Below are 19,349 nucleotides of genomic sequence, written 5' to 3'. Positions count from 1 at the left end.
CAACCTAACCCGCCCAGGAAGCGCTCCTTCCGCCTGCGCCCGCTGACCGGCCTCCGCTCCGCAGCGCCGCCCTGGCGGGGAGGACGGCGGCCAACAGACCCAGGACGAGGCAGCCGCCCACGGCGCCGCCCACCCAGGGCCAGGCCACAGTCAGTTCGACGGGCACGCCGAGGCCGTCCCGCAGCCCGTGGACCATGCCGAGCAGCGCGGGCACCACAGCGGCCAGGCCGAGCGTGGCGCCCAGCGCGACGACGCAGACCGTCTCGCCCGCGACGGCGGCCAGCACCTGCCGGGGTGTGGCGCCCGAGAGCCGCAGCACCCGGAAGTCGCGGGCTCTGTCGGCCGTTGCCGCCAGCAGTGTGGACGCCACGGCGACGGCGGTGTAGCCGGCCGTCATCGCGACGAGGAGCAGCGTGAAGAGCCGGATCAGCCGGTCCTCCTCCTCGTCGGCCAGCGCGGCGTAGTCCTCCAGCGAGACCTCGCGCAGCCCGAGCCGGGTATCGGCGCGCACGGGTTCGCCGCTGGTGCGGTAGGCGACGTCGGCGAGGGCCGAGGGGTCGTGCGCGCTGACCAGCCCGCGCGGCAGCAGCAACTGGTACGGGCCCTCGGTGTCCAGGACCGCGGCGACGGCGGAGACGCGGAGCCGCACGGTGCGGCCGTCCTCGAAGGTGAGCGTCGCACGCGCGCCCGCACGCCAGCCGTGTGCCGAGGCGACGGCGCGGGAGACGACGGCCGTGCCGGCACGCGGTACAGGACCTGAGGTGAGCCGCGCGTAACCGGGGCCCACACCGGCGGCGTTGAGCGCGGCCCTGCCCTCGCCGCCGTAGACGGTCGTGCCCAGCGGCGCGGTGTCCCGCATGCCGGCTGTGGCCGCCTCCGAGAGGCCGGGCGTACCGTGCGGCGCGACGGCGGCCTCGGCCCGTACGGCAGCGGCACGCCGCGCGGTGTCGGCGCTCTGCGTCGTCTGCACCGTGCTGGTGAGCAGCACGGCGAAGGTGACGGTGGCCAGTACGGGCGCGACGGTCGCGGCCGTGCGGCGTACGGCGGTGAGCATGTTCTCCCGCACCAGCAGCCCGGTCGCCCCCCGGCGCCGGGCCAGCGGGCGGGTCAGCGCTCCGACGACGGGCCGCAGCAGTGCCGGGACCAGCAGGGTGAGTCCGGCGGTGAGGCCCATCGCCGTGCCCAGCCCGAGCAGCACCATCGAGTCGCTCCCCGCGAACGCCGTGCCCACAGCGCAGCCGAGCCCGGCGGCTGTGGTGGCCAGCCCGGCGAACAGGCGCCGCCGCACCGGCCGGCTGTCGACGGCCGCCTCCCTCATCGCCTCCAGCGGTGCGACCCGCGCGGCACGGCGCGAGGCGGACCACACTCCGGCCAGCGCCACGGCCACACCGAGCACCAGCGCGGCGAGCGGCACCCACCACCGCGTGCGCACCGCGAAGCCCTCAGGCTGGAGCCCCGCTTCCACCAGCACTCCCGCGACGGCGGGTGCCAGGAGTACACCCGCGACGGCTCCGGCCGCCGCGCCGAGCGCGCCCACCGTCAGCGCCTCGCCGTAGAGCATGCGGCGCAGCTGCCGTGGCGTGGCACCGATGGTGCGCAGCAGCCCGAACTCGCGGCGGCGCTGCGCGACGGTGAAGGCGAACGCCGAGGACACGATGAAAACGGTGACGAAGGTGGACAGCAGCGCCATCGCGGTGAGCACCTGGCCGCCGATCCAGCGCGTCATCTCGTCCTGCTGGGGCGCGAGCGCGTCCCGTGCGGCGCCGGTGAGCACCGTGCCCTCTCCCCCGACCACGGCCCGAGCGGCCCGCGCGACCCCGGCGGCCCCGGGCTCCCCGGTGGCCCCGGCGGCCCCAGCGCCCTTGCCGGCCTCGGCGGTCCGGGCGCCCTCGCCCGCCTCCGCGGTGTGAGCAGGACCGGCCGCACCGGCCGTGTCCGTGCCGGGGCCCGTTTCGAGGAGGAGGCCGATCGTCCGTACTCCGCCGGCGAGTTGGGCCGCTCGCCTGTCGGTGACGTAGAGGCCGGGCCCGTCCACGGTGCCGGTGACGGTGAAGCGCCGTGCCCCCTCGGCGGTCAGTACGCTGACGCGGTCGCCCGGGCCGTGCCCCAGCGCCCGGTCGAGGACCAGATCGCTGTCGGCCCGTGGTGGTGTGCCCGCCGTCAGTCCGTACGAGGCGAGCGCTGCTGAGGACCAGCCGTGGCCCTGCCTGTCGCCCTTGCGCTGCTCGGTGCCGGTGAGCTGCGCGTAGAAGGAACGGTCGGGTACGGCGGCCCGCACCCCGGGCAGCGCCTCCAGGGTGCGCCGCAGGTCGCGGACGCGCTCGGGCGCCCACGGCGGGTTCTCCGCGAACACGCCGCCGACCCGCTCACCGGCCGGGCTGTGCACCAAAACCGGTGCCCCCGCGAGCCGTTCGGGCACTCCCGTACCGCCGGACAGCAGGATGAGGCCGCTGAGGGTCACCACTGTGACGCCGAGCGCCACGGCCACGAAGGAGCCGAGGAAGGAGGTCCAGCGCTCGCGTACGGTCGCCACGCTGATCATGACGCCACCGCGCTCTGCGCGTGCGCGCCCCGGTGGCGCTCCTCCAGCGCCGCCATACGGGCCGCGATGGCCTCCGCGCCCCTGCCGCCCGGCAGTTCGTCCACTCCGCGCCCGTCAGCGAGCAGCACGACGCGGTCGGCGTAGGCAGCGGCGGCCGGGTCATGGGTGACCATCACGACGGTCTGCCCACCCCGGCGCCCGGTACGGGCACCGTCTCCGGCTCCCGCTCCCTCGCCGTCTCCCTCGCCGTCCGCACGCGCTTCCCCGCCGGGTACGGCCCCTCCGCGTACATCCCCTCCGAGTACGCCTCCTCCGGGTGCGTCAGTGCCGAGTACGTCTCCGTCCGCGTCGACGAGCCCGCGCAGCATGCGCAGCACGGTGTGCGAGGTGTGCGTGTCCAGGGCGCCCGTGGGCTCGTCCGCGAAGAGGACGGTTGGCCGGGTGATGAGCGCGCGGGCCAGCGCCACGCGCTGCTGCTGCCCGCCGGACAGTTCGCCGGGGCGGTGTGCGGCACGGTCAGCGAGCCCGACCCGGCGGAGCGCTTCGCCGACCTGTCCCGGCGCCGCGCGGCGGCCTGCGAGCCGGAGCGGGAGTTCGACGTTCTGCGCCGCCGTCAGCGCCGCGACCAGGTTGAACGCCTGGAACACGAACCCCACCCGTTCCCTGCGCAGCACAGTCAGCGCGTTCTCGTCCAGGGCCCCCAGCGCTGTTCCCCCGATCAGCACCTCGCCCTCGCTGGGCCTGTCGATCCCCGCGGCACAGTGCAGCAGCGTCGACTTCCCCGAGCCTGACGGCCCCATGACCGCGGTCATCGTTCCCGCGGCGAAGGTGAGGGTGACCGCGTCGAGCGCGGTGACCGACTGTGTTCCCTGCCCGTATCTGCGGGTGACGGCGCGCAGTTCGACGGGGTGTTCCGGGACCGGGCCCGGGCGTGAAGTGGTCATGCTCCCCAGTCAACGGCCCGGATCCGTCCCGCACATGGGCCCAGGCGCGAGTCCCCGTACTCCACCTGGCACTACTGCGGGCGCCCGCACGCACGGCTACGGTCGGGCAGGTGATCCCCCGTACCGTGCTGGAGGCCCTGGCCCATGGCCCGCTCCGTTACCCACTGACCGCCTGGCCCTGGCGCGCTGCGGGCTTCCTGCTGGCCGGCGGGGTGTTCGCCGCCGCCGTGTACGTGGGGGTGGGTGCGCTGCTGACGGCTCCGTTCGGCCCTGTGACGGGAGCGGTGTGCGCGGCGCTGGTGGTGGTGTTCGCCGCTGCGCTCGCCGGACCGCTGGAGTGGTGGCGGCTGCGGCTCGTGGACCACGACCTGGCCCGCCCGCGCCCGAACCGCTGGACGCACGGGTACGGAATCGTGTCGGTGCTCGCCGTCGGCTGGGCCGATCTGGCGGTCGTCCTGGTCGCTTTGGGCATCCCGGGACTCCTGCTGCTCTCCCCGTTCCAGCCGACGGCCGCGGCGTGGCAGACGGTGGCCGGCCCCGTCGCGGGCGCACTGCTGCTGCCGGTGGCCGCGTATCCGATCGGCGCGTGGGCGGGAGTGCGGGGCGTGGTGGCGCGTGCCGTACTGGCGCCAGGGGACAGGGAGTTGCACGAGGTCGAACGCTCGCGGGCGCGGCTGGTCGACGCCTTCGACAGCGAGCGCCGCCGTATCGAGCGCGATCTGCACGACGGCGCGCAGCAGCGGCTGGTCGCCCTCAACGTGAAGCTGGGCCTGGCCTCCCTCGACCTGGCGGCACTCGGGCTGCCGCAGGGGAACGTCGCGGTACGGGAGGTCGGCGAGGCGCACGCGCTGGCCAAGGAGGCGCTGGCCGAACTGCGCGAACTGATCCGGGGCGTGCACCCGCAGGTGCTCAGCGAGCGCGGCCTGCACGCCGCCGTACGGGACGTGGCGGGGCGCTCGACGGTGCCCGCCGAACTCGACCTCGACCTGCCGGGCAGGCTGCCGGCCGCGGTGGAGGCCACCGCCTACTTCGTGGTGTCCGAGTGCCTGGCGAACGTGGCCAGGCACAGCGGCGCCACACACTGCCGGATACGGGCGCGCGTCCACGCGCGTGTGCTGCGGCTGGAGGTCGAGGACGACGGTACGGGCGGGGCCGAGCCCGCTCGCGGCTCGGGTCTGACCGGCCTGGCCGACCGGATCGCCGCGGCCGACGGCAGAATGCTGCTGTCCAGCCCGCAGGGCGGGCCCACCCTTCTGAGAGCGGAGATCCCGTGCGGCAACCCCTCCGGATCGTGATCGCTGAGGACTCCGTCCTGCTGCGCGAGGGCGTCGTGCAGTTGCTGCGGCGCTTCGGCCACGAGGTGCCCGCCGCCGTCGGTGACGGGCCCTCGCTGCTGGCCGCCGCGCGCGAGCACCGTCCCGACCTGGCGGTCGTGGACGTGCGCATGCCGCCCGACCACACGGACGAGGGGCTGCGTGCCGCACGCGTACTCCAGGCCGAACAGCCGGACCTGGCGCTGCTGGTGCTGAGCCAGTACGTCGAACAGACCTTTGCCGAGGAGCTGTTGGCGGCACGGGACTCCCGTGCCGGTACCGGCTACCTGCTGAAGGAACGCATCGGCGACGTCGAGGAGTTCACGGACGCGGTGGCGAGGGTCGCGGCCGGGGCCACGGTCGTGGACCCGGAGGTGGTGCGGCAACTGCTCGCGGGCAAGGGCCCGCTGGAGCGGTTGACGCCGCGCGAGCGCGAGGTGCTGGGGCTGATGGCAGAGGGCCGTTCCAACGCCGCCGTCGCACGGCGCCTGGTGGTCACGGAGGCGGCCGTGGCCAAGCACATCGCCGGCATCCTCCTGAAACTGGACCTGCCTCCGGAAGCCCCCGACGACAACCGCCGCGTCCTGGCGGTCCTCACCTATCTGCGGGGGTGAGCACCTGCCTGCGGGGGGCACCTGTCTGCGGGGGTGAGCGGCGCACCCGGGGCGGCCGAGGGCGAGGCGGCGTTCCCCACCGCACCCTCTCGGTGCGTCACGGCCCCTCGGTGCGTCACGGCGTCGGGATGCCGGCGGGACGGGAGGGGCGGCCGAAGCGTACGGGGACGCCGGGTGAGTACAGGACGCTCACCGGGTCACCGAGCGGGCCCTCGATCCCGGCAGCCGCCACCAAGTCCTCGTCGCATTCGAGGAGTTCCGCCCGGTGCAGCGGCCAGCGGGGATGGGCGTTGGGCAGGTAGACCGAGCGCCCGAAGAAGGCGTTGTGCATGCCCCAGCGCGCGGTCAGGAAGTGCTCCAGCTCGGTCGGCTCTCCCAGGGGCTCGGCCCTGCGTACGGTGAGGCGGCTGTACGCGCCGCGGGGTCCGGGCCAGCGCCGTGAACTGGTGTAGGTGAGGGTGTCGCCCTCGGCCCGTACGGCCATACGGGACCACAGGTAGGGCAGCCGGAAGCCGGTCCTCGCCATCACGACGGGCACCAGCCGGGAGGCGTCCAGGGAGCGGAAGACGACCCCGCGCCGCCCGTGCGCGTCCACGGAGTACAGGCGCACATTCGTCTCGGGGAACGTGCCCAGGTACGGAACCCCGGGCAGCCCCAGCCATCCGACGCGGTACATACGGAAGGCCACGAGCCCGACGTACGTCATCCCGTGCAACGTGTCGGGCACGGCACCTCGCGGCAGCAGCCCGGCCACCGTTTCCGGCTCCACGGCCCAGTGGACGAAGGTGAGGTCCAGCCAGGACTGATGGAGCAGGGGGCGCGGGAAGGACACGGGCGGGTCCGTGGAGATGGGCTCGGGGGCGTTCGGATTGAGCGGGGCGGTCGACACCGCACCAGCATCGCAGAGGCACACACGTGCACTCGTCGAACCCGGCCCCGCCTCCGCATCAGCCCTCATCCGCCCACGTGCCGAAGCACCGAACCGCCCTCGTCCGCGTCACGCCGCGAAGCGCAGTGCCCCTCACTCGCGTCACTCGGCGAAGCGCAGCACCCGTTCCTTCGCCGTGTCGGGCATCAGCTCCACCACGGGCAGTACGTCTTCCCACAGGTCGCGCTTGACGATCTCGGCGATCATCGACCGGAGCTGCTCGTCGGGCAGTTCGCCGGCGATCTCGGCGACGCGGACGCGCGAAGGGTCGGGGAGCGCCGCGACCAGAGGCAGGAACTCCGCCCACAGACCCGTGGCGACGACGGCCGGTACGACCCCGGCGAGGACCTCGCCGTCCTCCAGCGAGGGCAGCGCGGCGACGGTGCGCAGTTGGCCGGGGGCATCCTCGTCGTCGTCCAGCAGCGCGACGAGGGGCAGCAGCGACTCCCACAGTCCGCCCTCGTGCACGGCCCGTACGAGCGAGTCGAGGTGCTCCGTCGACTGCGCAGCGGTGAGCGAGGCGATGCGGCGGCGGTGTTCGTCGTCGGCCATGGCGGCGACTGCCAGCGCCTCGGGCCACAGGTTCTCCGTTCCCGCCGTGGTGATCAGGCGCGCGAGCCGTTCGGCGCCGAGCAGGTCGAGGATGGGGCCGATACGTGCGGGCTCGTCGATGTAGAAGCCGGTACGCAGGACGGCGCTGCCCTCGATGAAGCCGAGGATGCGGGAGATGGCTTCGTCGCGCAGGTGCCCGACGAAGCGCCCCATGGTCAGGTGGTCGCCCCTCTCGGCGAGCGCGACGGCGATACGTACGACGAGATCGCCGTCCAGCCTGTCCACGATGCCGGGTATGCGCCGGGGGTCGAGATAGGCACAGGAGGAGGCCGTGAACGAGACGGGCAGCTTCTCGATGATCGCCGCCGCCCGCGCGGGTTCCAGTCGTCCGGCGACGGCCGCTGCCAGCCGGGGGCCCAGGGCCTTCTGGGAGATGGCCGCCGAGACGGCCGCCGGCACCAGCTTGGTCGCACCGGCGATCCTGTCGAGCATGTCGGGGGCGCCGTCGTGCAGAGCGGCCACGGTCTGCTGCCGGAAGCGGCGCAGGTCGTCGTGGGGCAGTGCGTGCAGGAAGGCGAGGCGCGTGGCGTCCTCGACGCCGAGCAGCGCGGCGATCTTCTCCGTCTCGGCACGGTTGCGGAGCGCGTCCATGGTCGGTCCCACCTTCCCGTCACTTGAAGAGGATCTTGCGAACGGGCCCGCGCGCCAGCGCGGGCACCAGCGTGAGCGCGGCCTCGGCGGCCTCCTCCAGGCCCTCGTTCTGCGCGGCACGCTCGGCGTTGAGCGCGTCGGCCAGCAGCGCGGTCTGTTCGGGCGCGAGCGTCCCGAAGCTCACGGGCTGCGGGCCGCCGAGCGCTTCACGAAGCGGGTCGGCGCTCCCGGCCGCGCTTCCGGCCGCGTTCCCGGCCGGGCTTGCGCCGGGCGACGGGTCACGGCGCGGGTCGGGTGCTGCGTTGCTCATGTGCCCTCCCGGTTCGGTTCGGTGCTGTCGGACACGGGGAGGGTCCCGCTGCTTTGAATTTAAGTCAATAACTCGCGTCAGTAAGGAGGTTGGGGCCTCAAGGGACCCGTGGGCCGCGAAGAACGTTCACCGCCGAGAACGAGCTTTCACCGCTGAGAGCGAGCCTTCAGCGCCGCGGCGAGCGGCGGCAACGGGCCCGGTCGCCCCCGCCGCCCCATGACAGCGGGCCCGGCACCGGGCACAATCCGGCGCATGCCCGAGACACCGCCGATACCGGCACGCCTGACCGTCGTCACCCTCGGCGCCCGTGACCTGCCGAGGCTGCGCGCGTTCTATCTCGCCCTGGGCTGGCCCGAGTTGCCTGCGAGCGACGACGGTTGGGCCGCCTTCCCGCTGGGCGGCGCGATGCTCGCCCTCTACCCCCTGGACGAACTGGCCCGGGAGGCCGCGCCCGGGGCCCCACCGCCGGCGGGCTGGTCCGGCGTCACCCTCGCCTGCAACGTCGAGACCGCCGCACAGGTGGACGCCGCCTACACCGCGGCGCTGGCCGCCGGCGCCACCTCCGTCGAGGCACCGAAGGACCGCGAGTGGGGCGGCCGTTCCGCCTACCTCACCGACCCGGAAGGCAACCGCTGGGAGTTCGCCTGGGCCCGCAACGCGGTCTTCGACGCGCGCGGCGCCGTCACGTCACTGGGGTAGGGACCGCCAACCGCACTCGGCCGAGCGGCCCTGTGGCTACTCCCCGCCACCGTCGCCGCCGTCACCGCCGCCGCCATCCCCGCCCCGGCTTCTGGAGGGCACACTCATGCGGAGCACGGTGCTGGTGTCCCTCATGTCTTCGGGGAGGGCCGCCACCGCTCCGACTCCCCGGGCACGGTCGAGCCGTTGGCGCATGCTCAGGGTCAGCTTCAGGTCCAGTTCTGCGCGCTCCAGGAGGTCCAGCAGGAGCAGCGTGTGCTCGTCCAGGGGAATCAGTCCGCTGTTGACGGCCCGTAGGCGGCTGAGCAGCGCGTCGCGCAGGGCGGCATCCGGGTAGTGGCGTTGTCTGGTCACGCGACCGCCAGGAACGTGCCGCAGCACACCGCGTTCACTCAGAACGTCCCTGTGCAGGAAGACCCCTTCACGGCTGCGCAGCTGGAGCCACTCGTGCACGCGTATCGCCCCGCCGTCGGGCGCCGCGTGAAGCTCCAGCTTCTCCAGAAGACGATCGGCCCAGTCGAGGCCGGTGGGAGCGGTGTCCAGCAGGCGGATCTCGCCTGGCTCGGAGTAGACCTCGAAGCCGAGCACCCTCCTCTTCTTCCGGGGAACGACCCGCAGCCTGCGGCGCAACGCCAGCTCGCCGAGTTCAGCAGCCGCGCAGCCGGCCGCGGTCTGGGACAGGTCGTGAACTTCCCCTGAGTCCAGGTGGGAAAGGAGCACGAAGGCTTCGGGCAATGTGACCTGCGGCGGGGGAGCGGACATGGGCACACCCTGCCCCACACCGTCCCGGCCCCGCCATCTCCCCAGGGCGCGCACCACCGGGAGGGACCCGGCCCGGGGGGCGACCGGAACCGGGCGTGCGTCCTGTCACGTCTGACGTGGTGTCACGTGCCGCGTGGATGTGTGTCGCATGGGTGTGTGTCGCGCGGGGCGCACGCCGAAAGGGACAGGGGGCAGGGGAACGTATGGGCCGCGAGGCGTTGACCGAGGACGATCCGCAGAGCATCGGCTCCTACTGGCTGGCCGCGCGGCTCGGGGCCGGCGGGCAGGGGATCGTCTACGAGGCGTACGACGAGGCCGGAACGCGGTGTGCGGTGAAGGTGCTGCGCGCTGAGGTGGCGGCGCAGAGCCACACCCGGCAGCGGTTCGCCAAGGAGTCGACGGCGGCCGAACGCGTGGCCTCGTTCTGCACGGCGAAGGTGCTGGACTCCGACCCGGAGGCCGATCCCCCTTACATGGTGAGCGAGTTCGTCAACGGCCCTGACCTGGGCGTTGCCGTGGGCTCCTCGGGCCCCCTGGAAGACGACGCGCTGCTGCGGCTGACCACGGGGGTCGCCACCGCGCTCACCGCCATCCACGGCGCTGGCGTGGTGCACCGGGACCTGAAGCCGGCGAACGTGCTGCTCGGCCCCGACGGCCCCCGCGTCATCGACTTCGGTATCGCCCGCACCCACGACATGTCGCTCACGGCGACGGGCAAGATGATGGGCACGCCCGCCTACATGGCGCCGGAAGTGCTCAAGGGCGCGCGTGCCGACGACCGCGCCGACGTGTTCGCGTGGGGCGCCGTCGCACTGTTCGCCGCGACCGGGCGCGCCCCGTTCGACGGCGAGAACCTCGGCGAGATCGTCGTCCGGGTCACCGAGCACCACCCCGATCTCGCCCCGCTGCCCGCGCAGTTGCGCCCCCTGGTGACGGCGGCGCTGGCCAAGGACCCGGCCGAGCGCCCCGGCTCGGCCGACCTGCTGCTCGGCCTGCTGCGGGCCGACATCTCGGCGCCCACCCCGGCGCGGGCCGGAACGCCTGAACTCCTCCTGGCGGGTGCACGTTCGGCCGCCGAGGTGCAGGCGCCCGCCGGGCACCCCGGGGCTGTGCCGGAGCTGGGCACGCTGGCAGAGTCCGCATACGGCCAACTGGGCCCGGCAGCAAGGGCGTTCACGCAGGAGGCGCTGCTGCGGCTGGTGGTGCCCGGCGACGCGCCGGACGGCTCGCAGGACACGGTGCGCACGGCGGCACGGGACGAACTCCTGCTGGGCCGCCCCCTCGACGAACGCCCCGCGGCGCACACCGCGCTGGACGCGCTGGTGTCGTCGGGGGTCCTGCTGAGCGAGGGGCACACGATCCGCCCCGCGGGCGCCGGGCTGCTGCGGGCCTGGCCCCGGCTGCGCGGCTGGGTGGACGAGCACCGCGCGGCGCTGCGCGTGCTGCACAGGACGCGCGCCGCCGCCCACGCGTGGGAGCGGGGTGGGCGCGACCGGGAAGACCTGCCGCGCGGCGACGCGCTGCGCTCCGCGCTCGACTGGGCGGGGGCCGCGCCCGCCGCGGCCCGCCCCAACCTGCTGGAGCGCGAGTACCTCGAAGCGGGCCGCGCCGGCCTCGCCCGTACGGTACGGCGCCGCCGCAGGCTGCGCGGCGGCATCGCCGTACTGGTCGCGGCGGCGCTGACGGCGGGCACCGTCGCCTGGCAGCTCCAGCGCAGCAACGACGAGCAGGAGGCCGAAGCGGCGTCCCGCGACGTGGCGACGGCCGCCGAGAGCATGCGCTCGTCGGACCCGAAGACGGCCAAACTGCTGAGTGTCGCCGCCTGGCGCCTCTCCCCCACCCGCGAGGCCCGCGGGGCGCTGTACGGGGCGTCGTGGCAGCCGGAGAGCGACATCTTCACGGACCCCGTGCCCGACCTGTTCACCACCTCGCTGAGCGACGACGGCACCACCCTGGTCGGCTTCAGCGAGGACGAGCCGGTGGACAGTCGCCGCAGTGGTGACGGTGGCCGCACCTACCGCTGGGACCTGCGGACGGGCAAGGCCCTGCCGACGTCGAAGCGGTCCCCCGGCATCCCGACGGGCCTGGAGGACGGCACGCCCGTCATCTCGCCGAACGGACGTTACGCCGCGTACTCCGACCTCCAGAACCCCTACGGAGCCACCGTGCGGGAGCTGAGGACGGGCCGGAAGCTGACGGAGCGGGCTCCCGGCCTGCCCCTCGCGCTCTCGGAGGACGGCCGGTACTTCCTGGGAAGCACCGGCGAGGAACTGCACGTGTACGACACCCGGAAGCAGACGACGGCGCTGCGCGTGCCGTTCGTGGACGGACCCACCGCGTTCTCCGCCGACGGAAGCGTGCTTGCGGTGTGCGACGAGCACAAAGCGCCGACCCTGTACCGGCCGCGGAGCGGAGAGAAGCGCGCCGTGAAGGGCGGCGAAAAGTGCAAGGTGGACGCCGGGCCGGCCGGAGACCCCCAGAGTCTCGTCAGCCTGGACCTGAGCCCGGACGGCACACGGCTGGTGCAGGACGGCACCGACCTGATGCAGTGGCACACCGCGACGGGGCGGGTTCTGGGGGGAGGCAGAGCGCAGGGGCCGGGCGGCAAAGACCCCGTGCCCCGCAGCGACGCGAGGGCCCACATTGTCGACGAGAACGAGGACAGCGTGTTCTACGGCTCCGACAGCCGTACTCTCGTGCACGCCTTCGACAACGCCGTCTTCGTCACCGACCGGTCCACGCCGGACCAGCCGCTGCTACGGGCCACCGTCTCCGGGGCACTGGACGGTGCGGCCTTCGACTCCGCGCACCGGCAGTTGCGGACGTCGAGTGGCAAGGTACGCAGCTTCCCGCTCCCCTCCCGGCTCCGGGGGTCCAGTCTCAAGGGCATCTTCAGTCCCGACGCACGCACACTGCTGTCGGGCGAGAGGGAAGCGGAGACCGACGGCTCGGACGACGTCAACTCGCGGGCGTGGGACGTACGACGGGAGCGGCGCCGCGCGCAGCCCACCTTGCGTGAGCAGCCGGCCACCAGCAGCACCGATGACCGGCCCTGGCGTGGCCGCTCGGTCGCCTTCCGGCCCGACGGACGCGAGGTGAGCTACTACACCGGCGAGCGGATGGTGCGCCAGGACGTGCGTACGGGCAAGGTGACCAGGCTGCCCAAGAGCCCCTCCTCGCGGGGAGAAGTGACCTCGCTCGCTTACGGGCCCGGGGGCCGCGTCCTCGCCGTTGGCCGTACGGGGCCGGAGCCGGGCTCCGTCGAGATCCGGCGCGAGGGCCGCGACACACCGCGCGTCCTCAAGGGCGTGGGTGGGAGCAGCCTGGCCGTCGGCGGCACGGAGGGGCACGAGGTGCTGGTGACGTCCTCCGGACAGTTCAGGGACCTGCGGTCAGGAGAGAAGCGCACCGGGATCTTCGGCCAAACCGGCGTCGAGGACGTCGAGTTCAGCCCGGACGGGAAGACGCTGGCCGTCAGCCAGGAGGACGGCTGGATCTCCCTGTGGAACGGCGACGCCACCCGGCGCCTGGGCAGCATGCCCTCCGACGCCGCCGAGCAGCAGGCGGAGCAGGAGTCCGTCGACGGGCTGCGGTTCGCGCCCGACGGCCGCACCCTGGCGGCGCGCGTCGGTGAGGAGCGGTTCCAGATGTTCGACGTGCCGGACCGGAAGCCCCTGGGCACGGCACACCCCGGCCTCGGGAGCACGCTGGTGGATCTCGCCTTCGACAGGAACGGCAGGCTGCGCGCGTCCTCGCAGAGCGTCCGCCTCGCCACGGCCGACCTCGACCCCGACCGGCTCGCCCGCAGCATCTGCGACAGCACCGGAGGCGGGCTGACCCGCGCGCAGTGGAAGCAGAACGTGCCGGATGTCCCCTACCGCGAGGTGTGCGACTGAAGCGAGCCCGCCCGTGCCCCCACCGCGTCCCCGACCGTTGGCCCATCCTCCAAGCGGACCTGGCACTTGCTATAGCGGATTGCAGATGCGAGGCGTAGGCGCATATGTTGGCGCACATGCAGTCGTACACAATCGGGCAGGCGGCGCGCCTGCTGGGGGTCAGTCCCGACACGGCGCGGCGCTGGGCCGACGCCGGGCGCGTGGCGACCCACCGCGACGAGAGCGGGCGGCGCCTGATCGACGGGCGTGACCTGGCCGCGTTCTCGATCGAGATCGGCCAGGGCGGCGGCGCCGACGAGAACGGTGAGGCCGAGGCGTCCTACACCTCCGCCCGCAACGCGTTCCCCGGCATCGTCACCGCCGTCAAGCTCGGCGATGTCGCCGCCCAGGTGGAGATCCAGGCGGGCCCGCACCGGCTGGTCTCGCTGCTGACCCGGGAGGCCGTCGAGGAGCTGGGCCTTGAGGTCGGCGTACGGGCCACGGCACGCGTGAAGTCGACCAGCGTGCACATCGACTGCCCCTGAACCTCTCCGCCGCGCACCTCTTCGTCCCTCGCCCCGCTGTTCGCCGCCGCACCCTCCGCTTCCCCTCTGGAGTGCCACCCTCATGCCCACACCGCCCGCACGCCGCCGTGCCACCACCGTGCTCGCCGCCGTCGCCGCCGTCGCCGTCCTCGCGTCGCTCTCCGCCTGCGGCAGCGGCGGGCAGTCCGGGGACGAGTCGGGGGGCAAGAGCGGCGGCAAGACCGAGCTGACCGTGCTCGGGGCTGCCTCACTCACCGATGTGTTCAAGGCGGCGGGCAAGGCGTACGAGGAGGAGCACCCGGACACAAAGGTGTCCTTCTCCTTCGCCGGTTCGCAGGAACTGGCCGCGCAGGTCAAACAGGGAGCGCCCGCGGACGCGCTGGTCACGGCCGACACCAGGACGATGGACGGGCTGCGCTCCGAGACCGGCAAGCCCACCGTGATCGCCAAGAACCGGCTGGTCATCGCCACGGGTGAGGGCAACCCGAAGAAGGTCAAGGCGCTCAAGGACCTCACGGACAGCAAGCTCAAGGTCGTGCTCGCCGCATCCGAGGTGCCGGTCGGCCGCTACAGCAAGCAGGTGCTGGACAAGCAGAAGCTCGACGTGAAGCCCGTCTCGCAGGAGACCAACGTCCGCGCCGTGCTCAGCAAGGTCGAACTGGGCGAGGCCGACGCGGGCATCGTCTACAAGACGGACGCCGCCACCGCCACGGGCAAGGTCGACGCCGTCGAGGTCCCCGACAGCCAGAACGCACTCGCCGACTACCCGGCGGCCACCCTCAAGGGTTCGGAACACCAGAAGGCGGCGGCGAAGTTCGTGAAGTGGCTCAGCACACCCAAGGCCCAGAAGTACCTGCGCGACGCGGGCTTCCAGAAGCCGTGACGGCTCCCGCCGAGGGTCCCGTGAAACGCGGCACGGCTCCCGCCGAAAGCTCTGGCCCTGGCCCTGGCCCCGAGGAACGAAGGAAGCCGACAGCCCTGTGAGCCCCCTCGCCCCCGGTTCGCGTACGCGCCGCACGCGCGCGCCGCGAACTCCCGGTGCCCGTACGCCCGTTGCGCTGGCGGTGCCCGGGCTGCTGGCGGTCGCGTTCCTGCTGATGCCGCTCGCCGGCATCCTCGCGCGCACCTCGTGGGGCGAGCTGGGCGAGCATCTGACCAGCGACGGCGTCACCGGCGCGCTACGGCTCTCGCTGCTGGTCTCCTTCTGGGCGCTGGGCCTCTCCCTCCTGCTGGGCGTACCGCTGGCCTGGCTGCTGGCCCGCGTCCAGTTCCCCGGCAAAGCCCTGGTGCGCTCCCTCGTACTGCTGCCGATGGTGCTGCCGCCCACGGTGGGAGGCGTGGCGCTGCTGCTCGGCTTCGGCAGGCGTGGGCTGCTGGGGCCGTGGCTTGAGGACACGTTCGGGGTCGTGCTGCCCTTCCACACCTCGGGCGCCGTCGTGGCGGCGACGTTCGTGGCGATGCCGTTCCTCGTCATCAGCCTGGAGGGCACACTCGCCGGGCTGCGCCCCTCCTACGAGGAGACGGCGGCCTCGCTCGGCGCACGGCCCTTCCGCGTGTTCCTCACGGTCACCCTCCCCATGGTGGCGCCAGGGCTCGCGGCCGGTGCGGCGCTCACCTGGGCGCGCGCGCTGGGCGAGTTCGGCGCCACCATGACCTTCGCGGGGAACCTTCCCGGCACCACACAGACCCTCCCCCTCCAGGTGTATCTGCTCCTCCAGGAGCAGCCAGAGGCGGCGACCTCCGTTTCCCTGCTGCTGCTCGCCATCGCCATGGCCGTACTCGTCGCGCTGCGCGGGCGGTGGGCGGGCGGCGCGACGACGGGCCGCGTACGGACGTCACGGCGCCGGACCGGGAAGCGGGACGCGCAGACCGAGAAACGGGACGCGCAGGAAGCGCACCCCGTACCCGCCCCGCACCCCGTACCAGCGAGCGCACCCGTGGCCGCGCACCTGTCCGCGCCCGGTGACCTGCGGGAAACGGGGCCCGACTCCGCCCCCGAACCCGGCCTCGACCGACCGGCCCCGAGCTGGCCCCTGCACGCAGACGTGACCGGCTTCACCGACCTCACCCTGGACGCCGAACCGGGCACCACGGTCGCCGTCGTCGGCCCCAACGGCGCCGGCAAGACCACCCTGTTGCGGGCCCTTCTCGGCCTCACCCCGCGTGCCAGCGCCGCACTCACGCTGGGCGGCACCGACGTGTCCGGGTTCGCGCCGCACCGGCGCGGCGTGGCGTGGGTGCCGCAGGACGGCGCGCTCTTCCCGCACCTGAGCGCGCTCGGCAACACCGCGTACGGGCTGCGTGCCCAGCACGTACCCCGTGCCGAGCGCAGGCGCGAGGCGCAGGCGTGGCTGGACCGGCTCGGGGTCGGGCACCTGGCGCACCGCAAACCCGCGCAGCTCTCCGGCGGGCAGGCCCAACGGGTCGCGCTCGCAAGGGCGTTGGCGGCGCGGCCCCGCCTCCTCCTGCTGGACGAACCACTCGCGGCGCTCGACCAGACGACACGCGCCCACGTACGGCACACACTCCGCCGCCACCTCGAAGGGTTCGGCGGCGTCTGCCTGATCGTCACCCACGACCCGGTGGAGGCGGTCTCGCTGGCTGACCGCGTCCTCGTGCTGGAAGAGGGCCGCGCCGTGCAGGACGCGCCCCCTTCCGAGGTCACCCGCCACCCGCGTTCGCCCTGGGTGGCCCGCATGCTCGGCCGTAACGCACTCGCCGGTACGGCGGCGCCCGACGGCACCCTCACACTGACCGACGGCGGACGCCTGGTCGTCGCCGACCCCGTGGACGAGGGCACGCGCGCCCTCGCCGTCATCCCGCCCGAGGCGGTGGCACTCCACCGCGAGCGCCCCGAGGGCAGCCCCCGCAACGTCTGGCCCGGCACAGTCCGCGAGATCACCGCCGTCGGCAGCCGCCTGCGGGTGCTGGTGACCTCGGAGGAGAGCCCCGACCTGGTCGCCGAGATCACGACGAACGCCGCCACCGAGCTACGGCTCAGCGACGGCGCTTCCGTCTACACCAGCATCAAGGCCACGGAGATCACGCTCGTGGAGACCTGACCCGGGACCGGACCGACCGGGACCTGACTACCCCGACCGGCCGGGGCCGGGGCCGAGGCCGGGCGACTCCTCACCACACGCGCTGCACGGCCTGCCCGGTCCGCGTTCTGAAGGTGCTGCGGTCGACAGTTATGGTCCCGGACACCTTGTCGTGCCAGCACTGGCGGTACGGCTTGTCCCAGAGGCACCATGCCTGGTTGAGGAAGCCGGCGACCGGCACGAACGACACCGCCAGATGGAACAGTTCGCGCCACGCGGCCCGCCAGAAGCCGACCCGCTTCCCGTTCCGCAGCCGTACGACCCGCAGTCCCACGAGTGCCTTGCCTATCGTGCTTTCGAACCGCATCAGCGCGAACGGGAACAGCAGCACCCACAGCACCGCCACCCCGGACACCACAGCGGTCCCCGACGCCGTGCTCCACTCGTCGCCGATCTGCGGCAGTCCCAACTGCACGATGAACGCGACCCCCGCGAAAAACAGCATCAGATCCACGGCCCGCGCCACGAACCGCTGAGCCCGGCTCGCCAGCACTATGGTCGCCCCAGCGCTCGGCGGCGGCGCCACCCCCGCTCCACCGTCACCGAACCCCGCAGCAGCGGCTCCACCCTGAGCGCCGTAGGACTGCAATGTCACCAAACTCCCCGATATCAACTCTCCATGGACCGCTTCACCGCGCCACGGCAGCCCAGTATGACCCCCACGCCTCCGGCGCCTCGGAGCGCGGTGACGGTCTCCGGTGGAGCGCGGTGACGGTCTCCGGTGGAGCGCGGTGACGGTCTCGGACGGCCGGGCGCTCAGAACTCCGGTTCCACACCCGCCAGTTCGCGGGAAGCTTCCCACAGCCCGGCCGCGACATCGGTGTCGGTCAGGTGCTTCCAGAGGGGTGCGTTACGGGGCCGCCCGCGCAGTTCGAACATCCGGGGGCCCCACATCTGCCCGCCCCGCACCTCCGGGTCGAGCAGGGCCCGGACGGCGGGCCAGGCACCCGCCTCCTTGCCCTGGACGAACAGTCCGAGCGGCAGCGCCCGCAGCCGCTCGCCCGTCGTACGGACATGAACCGGCGGGCGCGACGGGGTCAGCCCGTCGAGGGCTCCGCCCGGGTGGGCGATCACGCTCAACGCCGTACTGCCCGCTGCGCGCAGGCGGCGGTCCAGTTCGAGCGCGAAGAGAATCTGCGCCAGTTTGGAGCGCCCGTAGGTGCGCTCGGGGTCGTAGTCGCGGACGTTCTGGAGGTCGTCCAGGTCCAGGCGTTCGGACTTGGCGGCGAAGCTGCCCGTGGTGACGATCCGCGCGCTGCCCGCCGCCTCCAGCAGGGGCGCCAGCCAGGCGGTCAGTGCGAAGTGCCCCAGGTGGTTGACGCCGAACATCAGCTCGTGCCCGTCCTTCGTCTCCTGCCGCGGCGGGTGGTCCAGCGCGACACCCGCGTTGTGCACGACCCCGTCGAGGCGGTCGAGACCCAGCGCGTCGACGGACGCCTTGAGCGAGCCGAGTTCGGCCAGGTCCAGGCGCAGATGGCGCACCGCGGCCCCGGGCACCCGCGCCCTGATCGAGGCGAGCGCCGCCTCGGCCTTCACCGCGTCCCTGCTGCCGAGCACGACGGTGGCGCCCGTACCGGCCAGCTGTTCGGCCACGAAGTACCCGATGCCCGCGTTCCCACCCGTGACCAGGAACGTACGTCCTCCGGCAGCGGGCAAGCGGTGAACATCCCACGACCGGACACGGGCTACGGACGACATCGCGCTCTCCTCGCACTCTCACTGGCAGGCGTCCCGCCGCTTCCAGCCCCGGCGGCACCCCAAGGACCCGGCGGACCCGACGGAGACCCGACGCACCCAATGGACCCGGCGGGCCCACAGCCCCACACTCCCCCACGCCCACCGACAATCCGCCGACAGCCGCACCCGTGCCCGTCCCGTGCCCACCTACAGCTCCCCGACAGACCTCGTGCCAGGCGCCGGGGGTCACACCCCGCCCACACCGCCACCCCGTCGCACCGAGACCTCCGCCCACACCGCTTTCAACGGCGCCGCACCCTCCAGCACGCCCCACCGCGTACTCAGCGCCTCGACGATCAGCAGCCCGCGCCCCGACTCCGCCTCGTCCGAAGGCGCCGCCGCCGAGGCCGGAGGCCGCGAGTCCGCACGGGTGTCGGTCACCTCGACGCGCACCAGCTCCGCACCCTCCAGCGCCATCCGCACCTCGAAGTCCCGCCCCGGCACCCTGCCGTGCAGCACCGCGTTGGACGCCAGTTCCGCGACGATCGCCGCCACGTCCTCGGACACGGGGCTGCCGTACGGATGGCCCCACTCGTCGAGCTGGTGCAGCACGAGCAGCCGCGCCAGCCGTGCGCCCCGCCGGGTGGCGGAGAAGCGCTGGCAGAACACACGTACGGTAATCGGCATCTGGGCCTGTGAGGTGGCGTGCATACGTACACGGTGGCGGCCCCGCAAGCCGCGTGACCAGCAACTCCGTTGGTACGCGGCGCCGCGTACCAGTTCCGGCCGTAGACAGTACGCCCAACATCCAGTAACCCTGGGTGAGTTCCCATGGG

16 protein-coding genes are annotated in these 19,349 nt (G+C 73.4%); 7 read left to right on the top strand and 9 right to left on the bottom strand.

The window, feature by feature from the left end; genetic code table 11:
• Window positions 1-4 precede the first annotated feature (4 nt).
• Both NMN56_RS18465 and NMN56_RS18460 read right to left on the bottom strand, forming a co-directional pair.
• The gene (locus NMN56_RS18465; protein ID WP_274041685.1) at window positions 5-2,542 is read right to left on the bottom strand and encodes an ABC transporter permease; all 2,538 of its coding nucleotides are present in this window, start codon (window positions 2,540-2,542) and stop codon (window positions 5-7) included.
• Window positions 2,539-3,486: an ABC transporter ATP-binding protein gene (locus tag NMN56_RS18460; RefSeq protein WP_274041686.1), complete on the bottom strand. Its 948-nt coding sequence runs from the start codon at window positions 3,484-3,486 to the stop codon at window positions 2,539-2,541. Before NMN56_RS18460 ends, NMN56_RS18465 begins: the two co-directional genes overlap by 4 nt.
• A 110-nt stretch (window positions 3,487-3,596) precedes the next feature.
• Between NMN56_RS18460 and NMN56_RS18455 the strand changes: the two genes are divergently transcribed.
• Window positions 3,597-4,781, top strand: a complete 1,185-nt coding sequence (locus NMN56_RS18455) for a sensor histidine kinase (protein ID WP_274041687.1) — start codon at window positions 3,597-3,599, stop codon at window positions 4,779-4,781.
• Window positions 4,757-5,413 carry a response regulator transcription factor gene (locus NMN56_RS18450; RefSeq protein ID WP_274041688.1) on the top strand — a complete coding sequence of 219 codons (657 nt, stop codon included), beginning with the start codon at window positions 4,757-4,759 and terminating at the stop codon, window positions 5,411-5,413. The genes NMN56_RS18455 and NMN56_RS18450 overlap by 25 nt, the downstream gene beginning before the upstream one ends.
• Before the next feature lie 115 nt (window positions 5,414-5,528).
• Here NMN56_RS18450 and NMN56_RS18445 read toward each other — a convergent pair whose 3' ends face one another.
• The 3 genes from NMN56_RS18445 to NMN56_RS18435 form a co-directional block, all read right to left on the bottom strand.
• The gene (locus NMN56_RS18445) at window positions 5,529-6,302 is read right to left on the bottom strand and encodes a YqjF family protein (protein ID WP_430542625.1); all 774 of its coding nucleotides are present in this window, start codon (window positions 6,300-6,302) and stop codon (window positions 5,529-5,531) included.
• Window positions 6,303-6,443: 141 nt separating this feature from the next.
• Window positions 6,444-7,544, bottom strand: a complete 1,101-nt coding sequence (locus NMN56_RS18440; protein ID WP_274041689.1) for a hypothetical protein — start codon at window positions 7,542-7,544, stop codon at window positions 6,444-6,446.
• A gap of 19 nt (window positions 7,545-7,563) precedes the next feature.
• Window positions 7,564-7,854, bottom strand: a complete 291-nt coding sequence (locus NMN56_RS18435; RefSeq protein ID WP_274041690.1) for a hypothetical protein — start codon at window positions 7,852-7,854, stop codon at window positions 7,564-7,566.
• 252 nt (window positions 7,855-8,106) lie between these two features.
• On the opposite strand from NMN56_RS18435, the gene NMN56_RS18430 reads away from it, so the two are divergent.
• Entirely contained in the window at window positions 8,107-8,553 is a 447-nt protein-coding gene (locus NMN56_RS18430; RefSeq protein WP_274041691.1) for a VOC family protein, read from the top strand.
• Window positions 8,554-8,589: 36 nt separating this feature from the next.
• Here the strand turns inward: NMN56_RS18430 and NMN56_RS18425 are convergent, their stop codons facing one another.
• Complete coding sequence (locus NMN56_RS18425; RefSeq protein ID WP_274041692.1) at window positions 8,590-9,315, bottom strand: GPP34 family phosphoprotein; 726 nt, start codon at window positions 9,313-9,315, stop codon at window positions 8,590-8,592.
• A gap of 203 nt (window positions 9,316-9,518) precedes the next feature.
• On the opposite strand from NMN56_RS18425, the gene NMN56_RS18420 reads away from it, so the two are divergent.
• The 4 genes from NMN56_RS18420 to NMN56_RS18405 all read left to right on the top strand — a co-directional run bounded on the left by NMN56_RS18420 (window position 9,519) and on the right by NMN56_RS18405 (window position 16,797).
• Window positions 9,519-13,211 (top strand): WD40 repeat domain-containing serine/threonine protein kinase, encoded by a 3,693-nt coding sequence (locus NMN56_RS18420; protein WP_274041693.1) that lies wholly within the window; start codon window positions 9,519-9,521, stop codon window positions 13,209-13,211.
• A gap of 116 nt (window positions 13,212-13,327) precedes the next feature.
• Window positions 13,328-13,735: a TOBE domain-containing protein gene (locus NMN56_RS18415; RefSeq protein ID WP_274041694.1), complete on the top strand. Its 408-nt coding sequence runs from the start codon at window positions 13,328-13,330 to the stop codon at window positions 13,733-13,735.
• Window positions 13,736-13,817: 82 nt separating this feature from the next.
• Entirely contained in the window at window positions 13,818-14,618 is an 801-nt protein-coding gene (gene modA, locus NMN56_RS18410; RefSeq protein WP_274041695.1) for a molybdate ABC transporter substrate-binding protein, read from the top strand.
• A 214-nt stretch (window positions 14,619-14,832) separates the two neighbouring features.
• Entirely contained in the window at window positions 14,833-16,797 is a 1,965-nt protein-coding gene (locus tag NMN56_RS18405) for an ABC transporter permease (RefSeq protein WP_283742494.1), read from the top strand.
• 70 nt (window positions 16,798-16,867) lie between these two features.
• Here the strand turns inward: NMN56_RS18405 and NMN56_RS18400 are convergent, their stop codons facing one another.
• The 3 genes from NMN56_RS18400 to NMN56_RS18390 all read right to left on the bottom strand — a co-directional run bounded on the left by NMN56_RS18400 (window position 16,868) and on the right by NMN56_RS18390 (window position 19,224).
• Window positions 16,868-17,431 carry an RDD family protein gene (locus tag NMN56_RS18400; protein WP_280842714.1) on the bottom strand — a complete coding sequence of 188 codons (564 nt, stop codon included), beginning with the start codon at window positions 17,429-17,431 and terminating at the stop codon, window positions 16,868-16,870.
• Between the two features lie 161 nt (window positions 17,432-17,592).
• Window positions 17,593-18,534, bottom strand: coding sequence for an SDR family NAD(P)-dependent oxidoreductase (locus tag NMN56_RS18395; RefSeq protein ID WP_274041697.1), 942 nt, complete (start codon window positions 18,532-18,534; stop codon window positions 17,593-17,595).
• 225 nt (window positions 18,535-18,759) lie between these two features.
• Window positions 18,760-19,224 (bottom strand): ATP-binding protein, encoded by a 465-nt coding sequence (locus tag NMN56_RS18390; protein WP_274041698.1) that lies wholly within the window; start codon window positions 19,222-19,224, stop codon window positions 18,760-18,762.
• Window positions 19,225-19,349 lie beyond the last annotated feature (125 nt).

Origin of the sequence: Streptomyces iconiensis, from assembly GCF_028657195.3 — a bacterium.
Taxonomy (GTDB): Bacteria; Actinomycetota; Actinomycetes; order Streptomycetales; family Streptomycetaceae; genus Streptomyces; species Streptomyces iconiensis.
The sequence above is the reverse complement of the archived record's forward strand: the minus strand, read 5'-3'. Positions and strand labels throughout refer to the sequence as shown.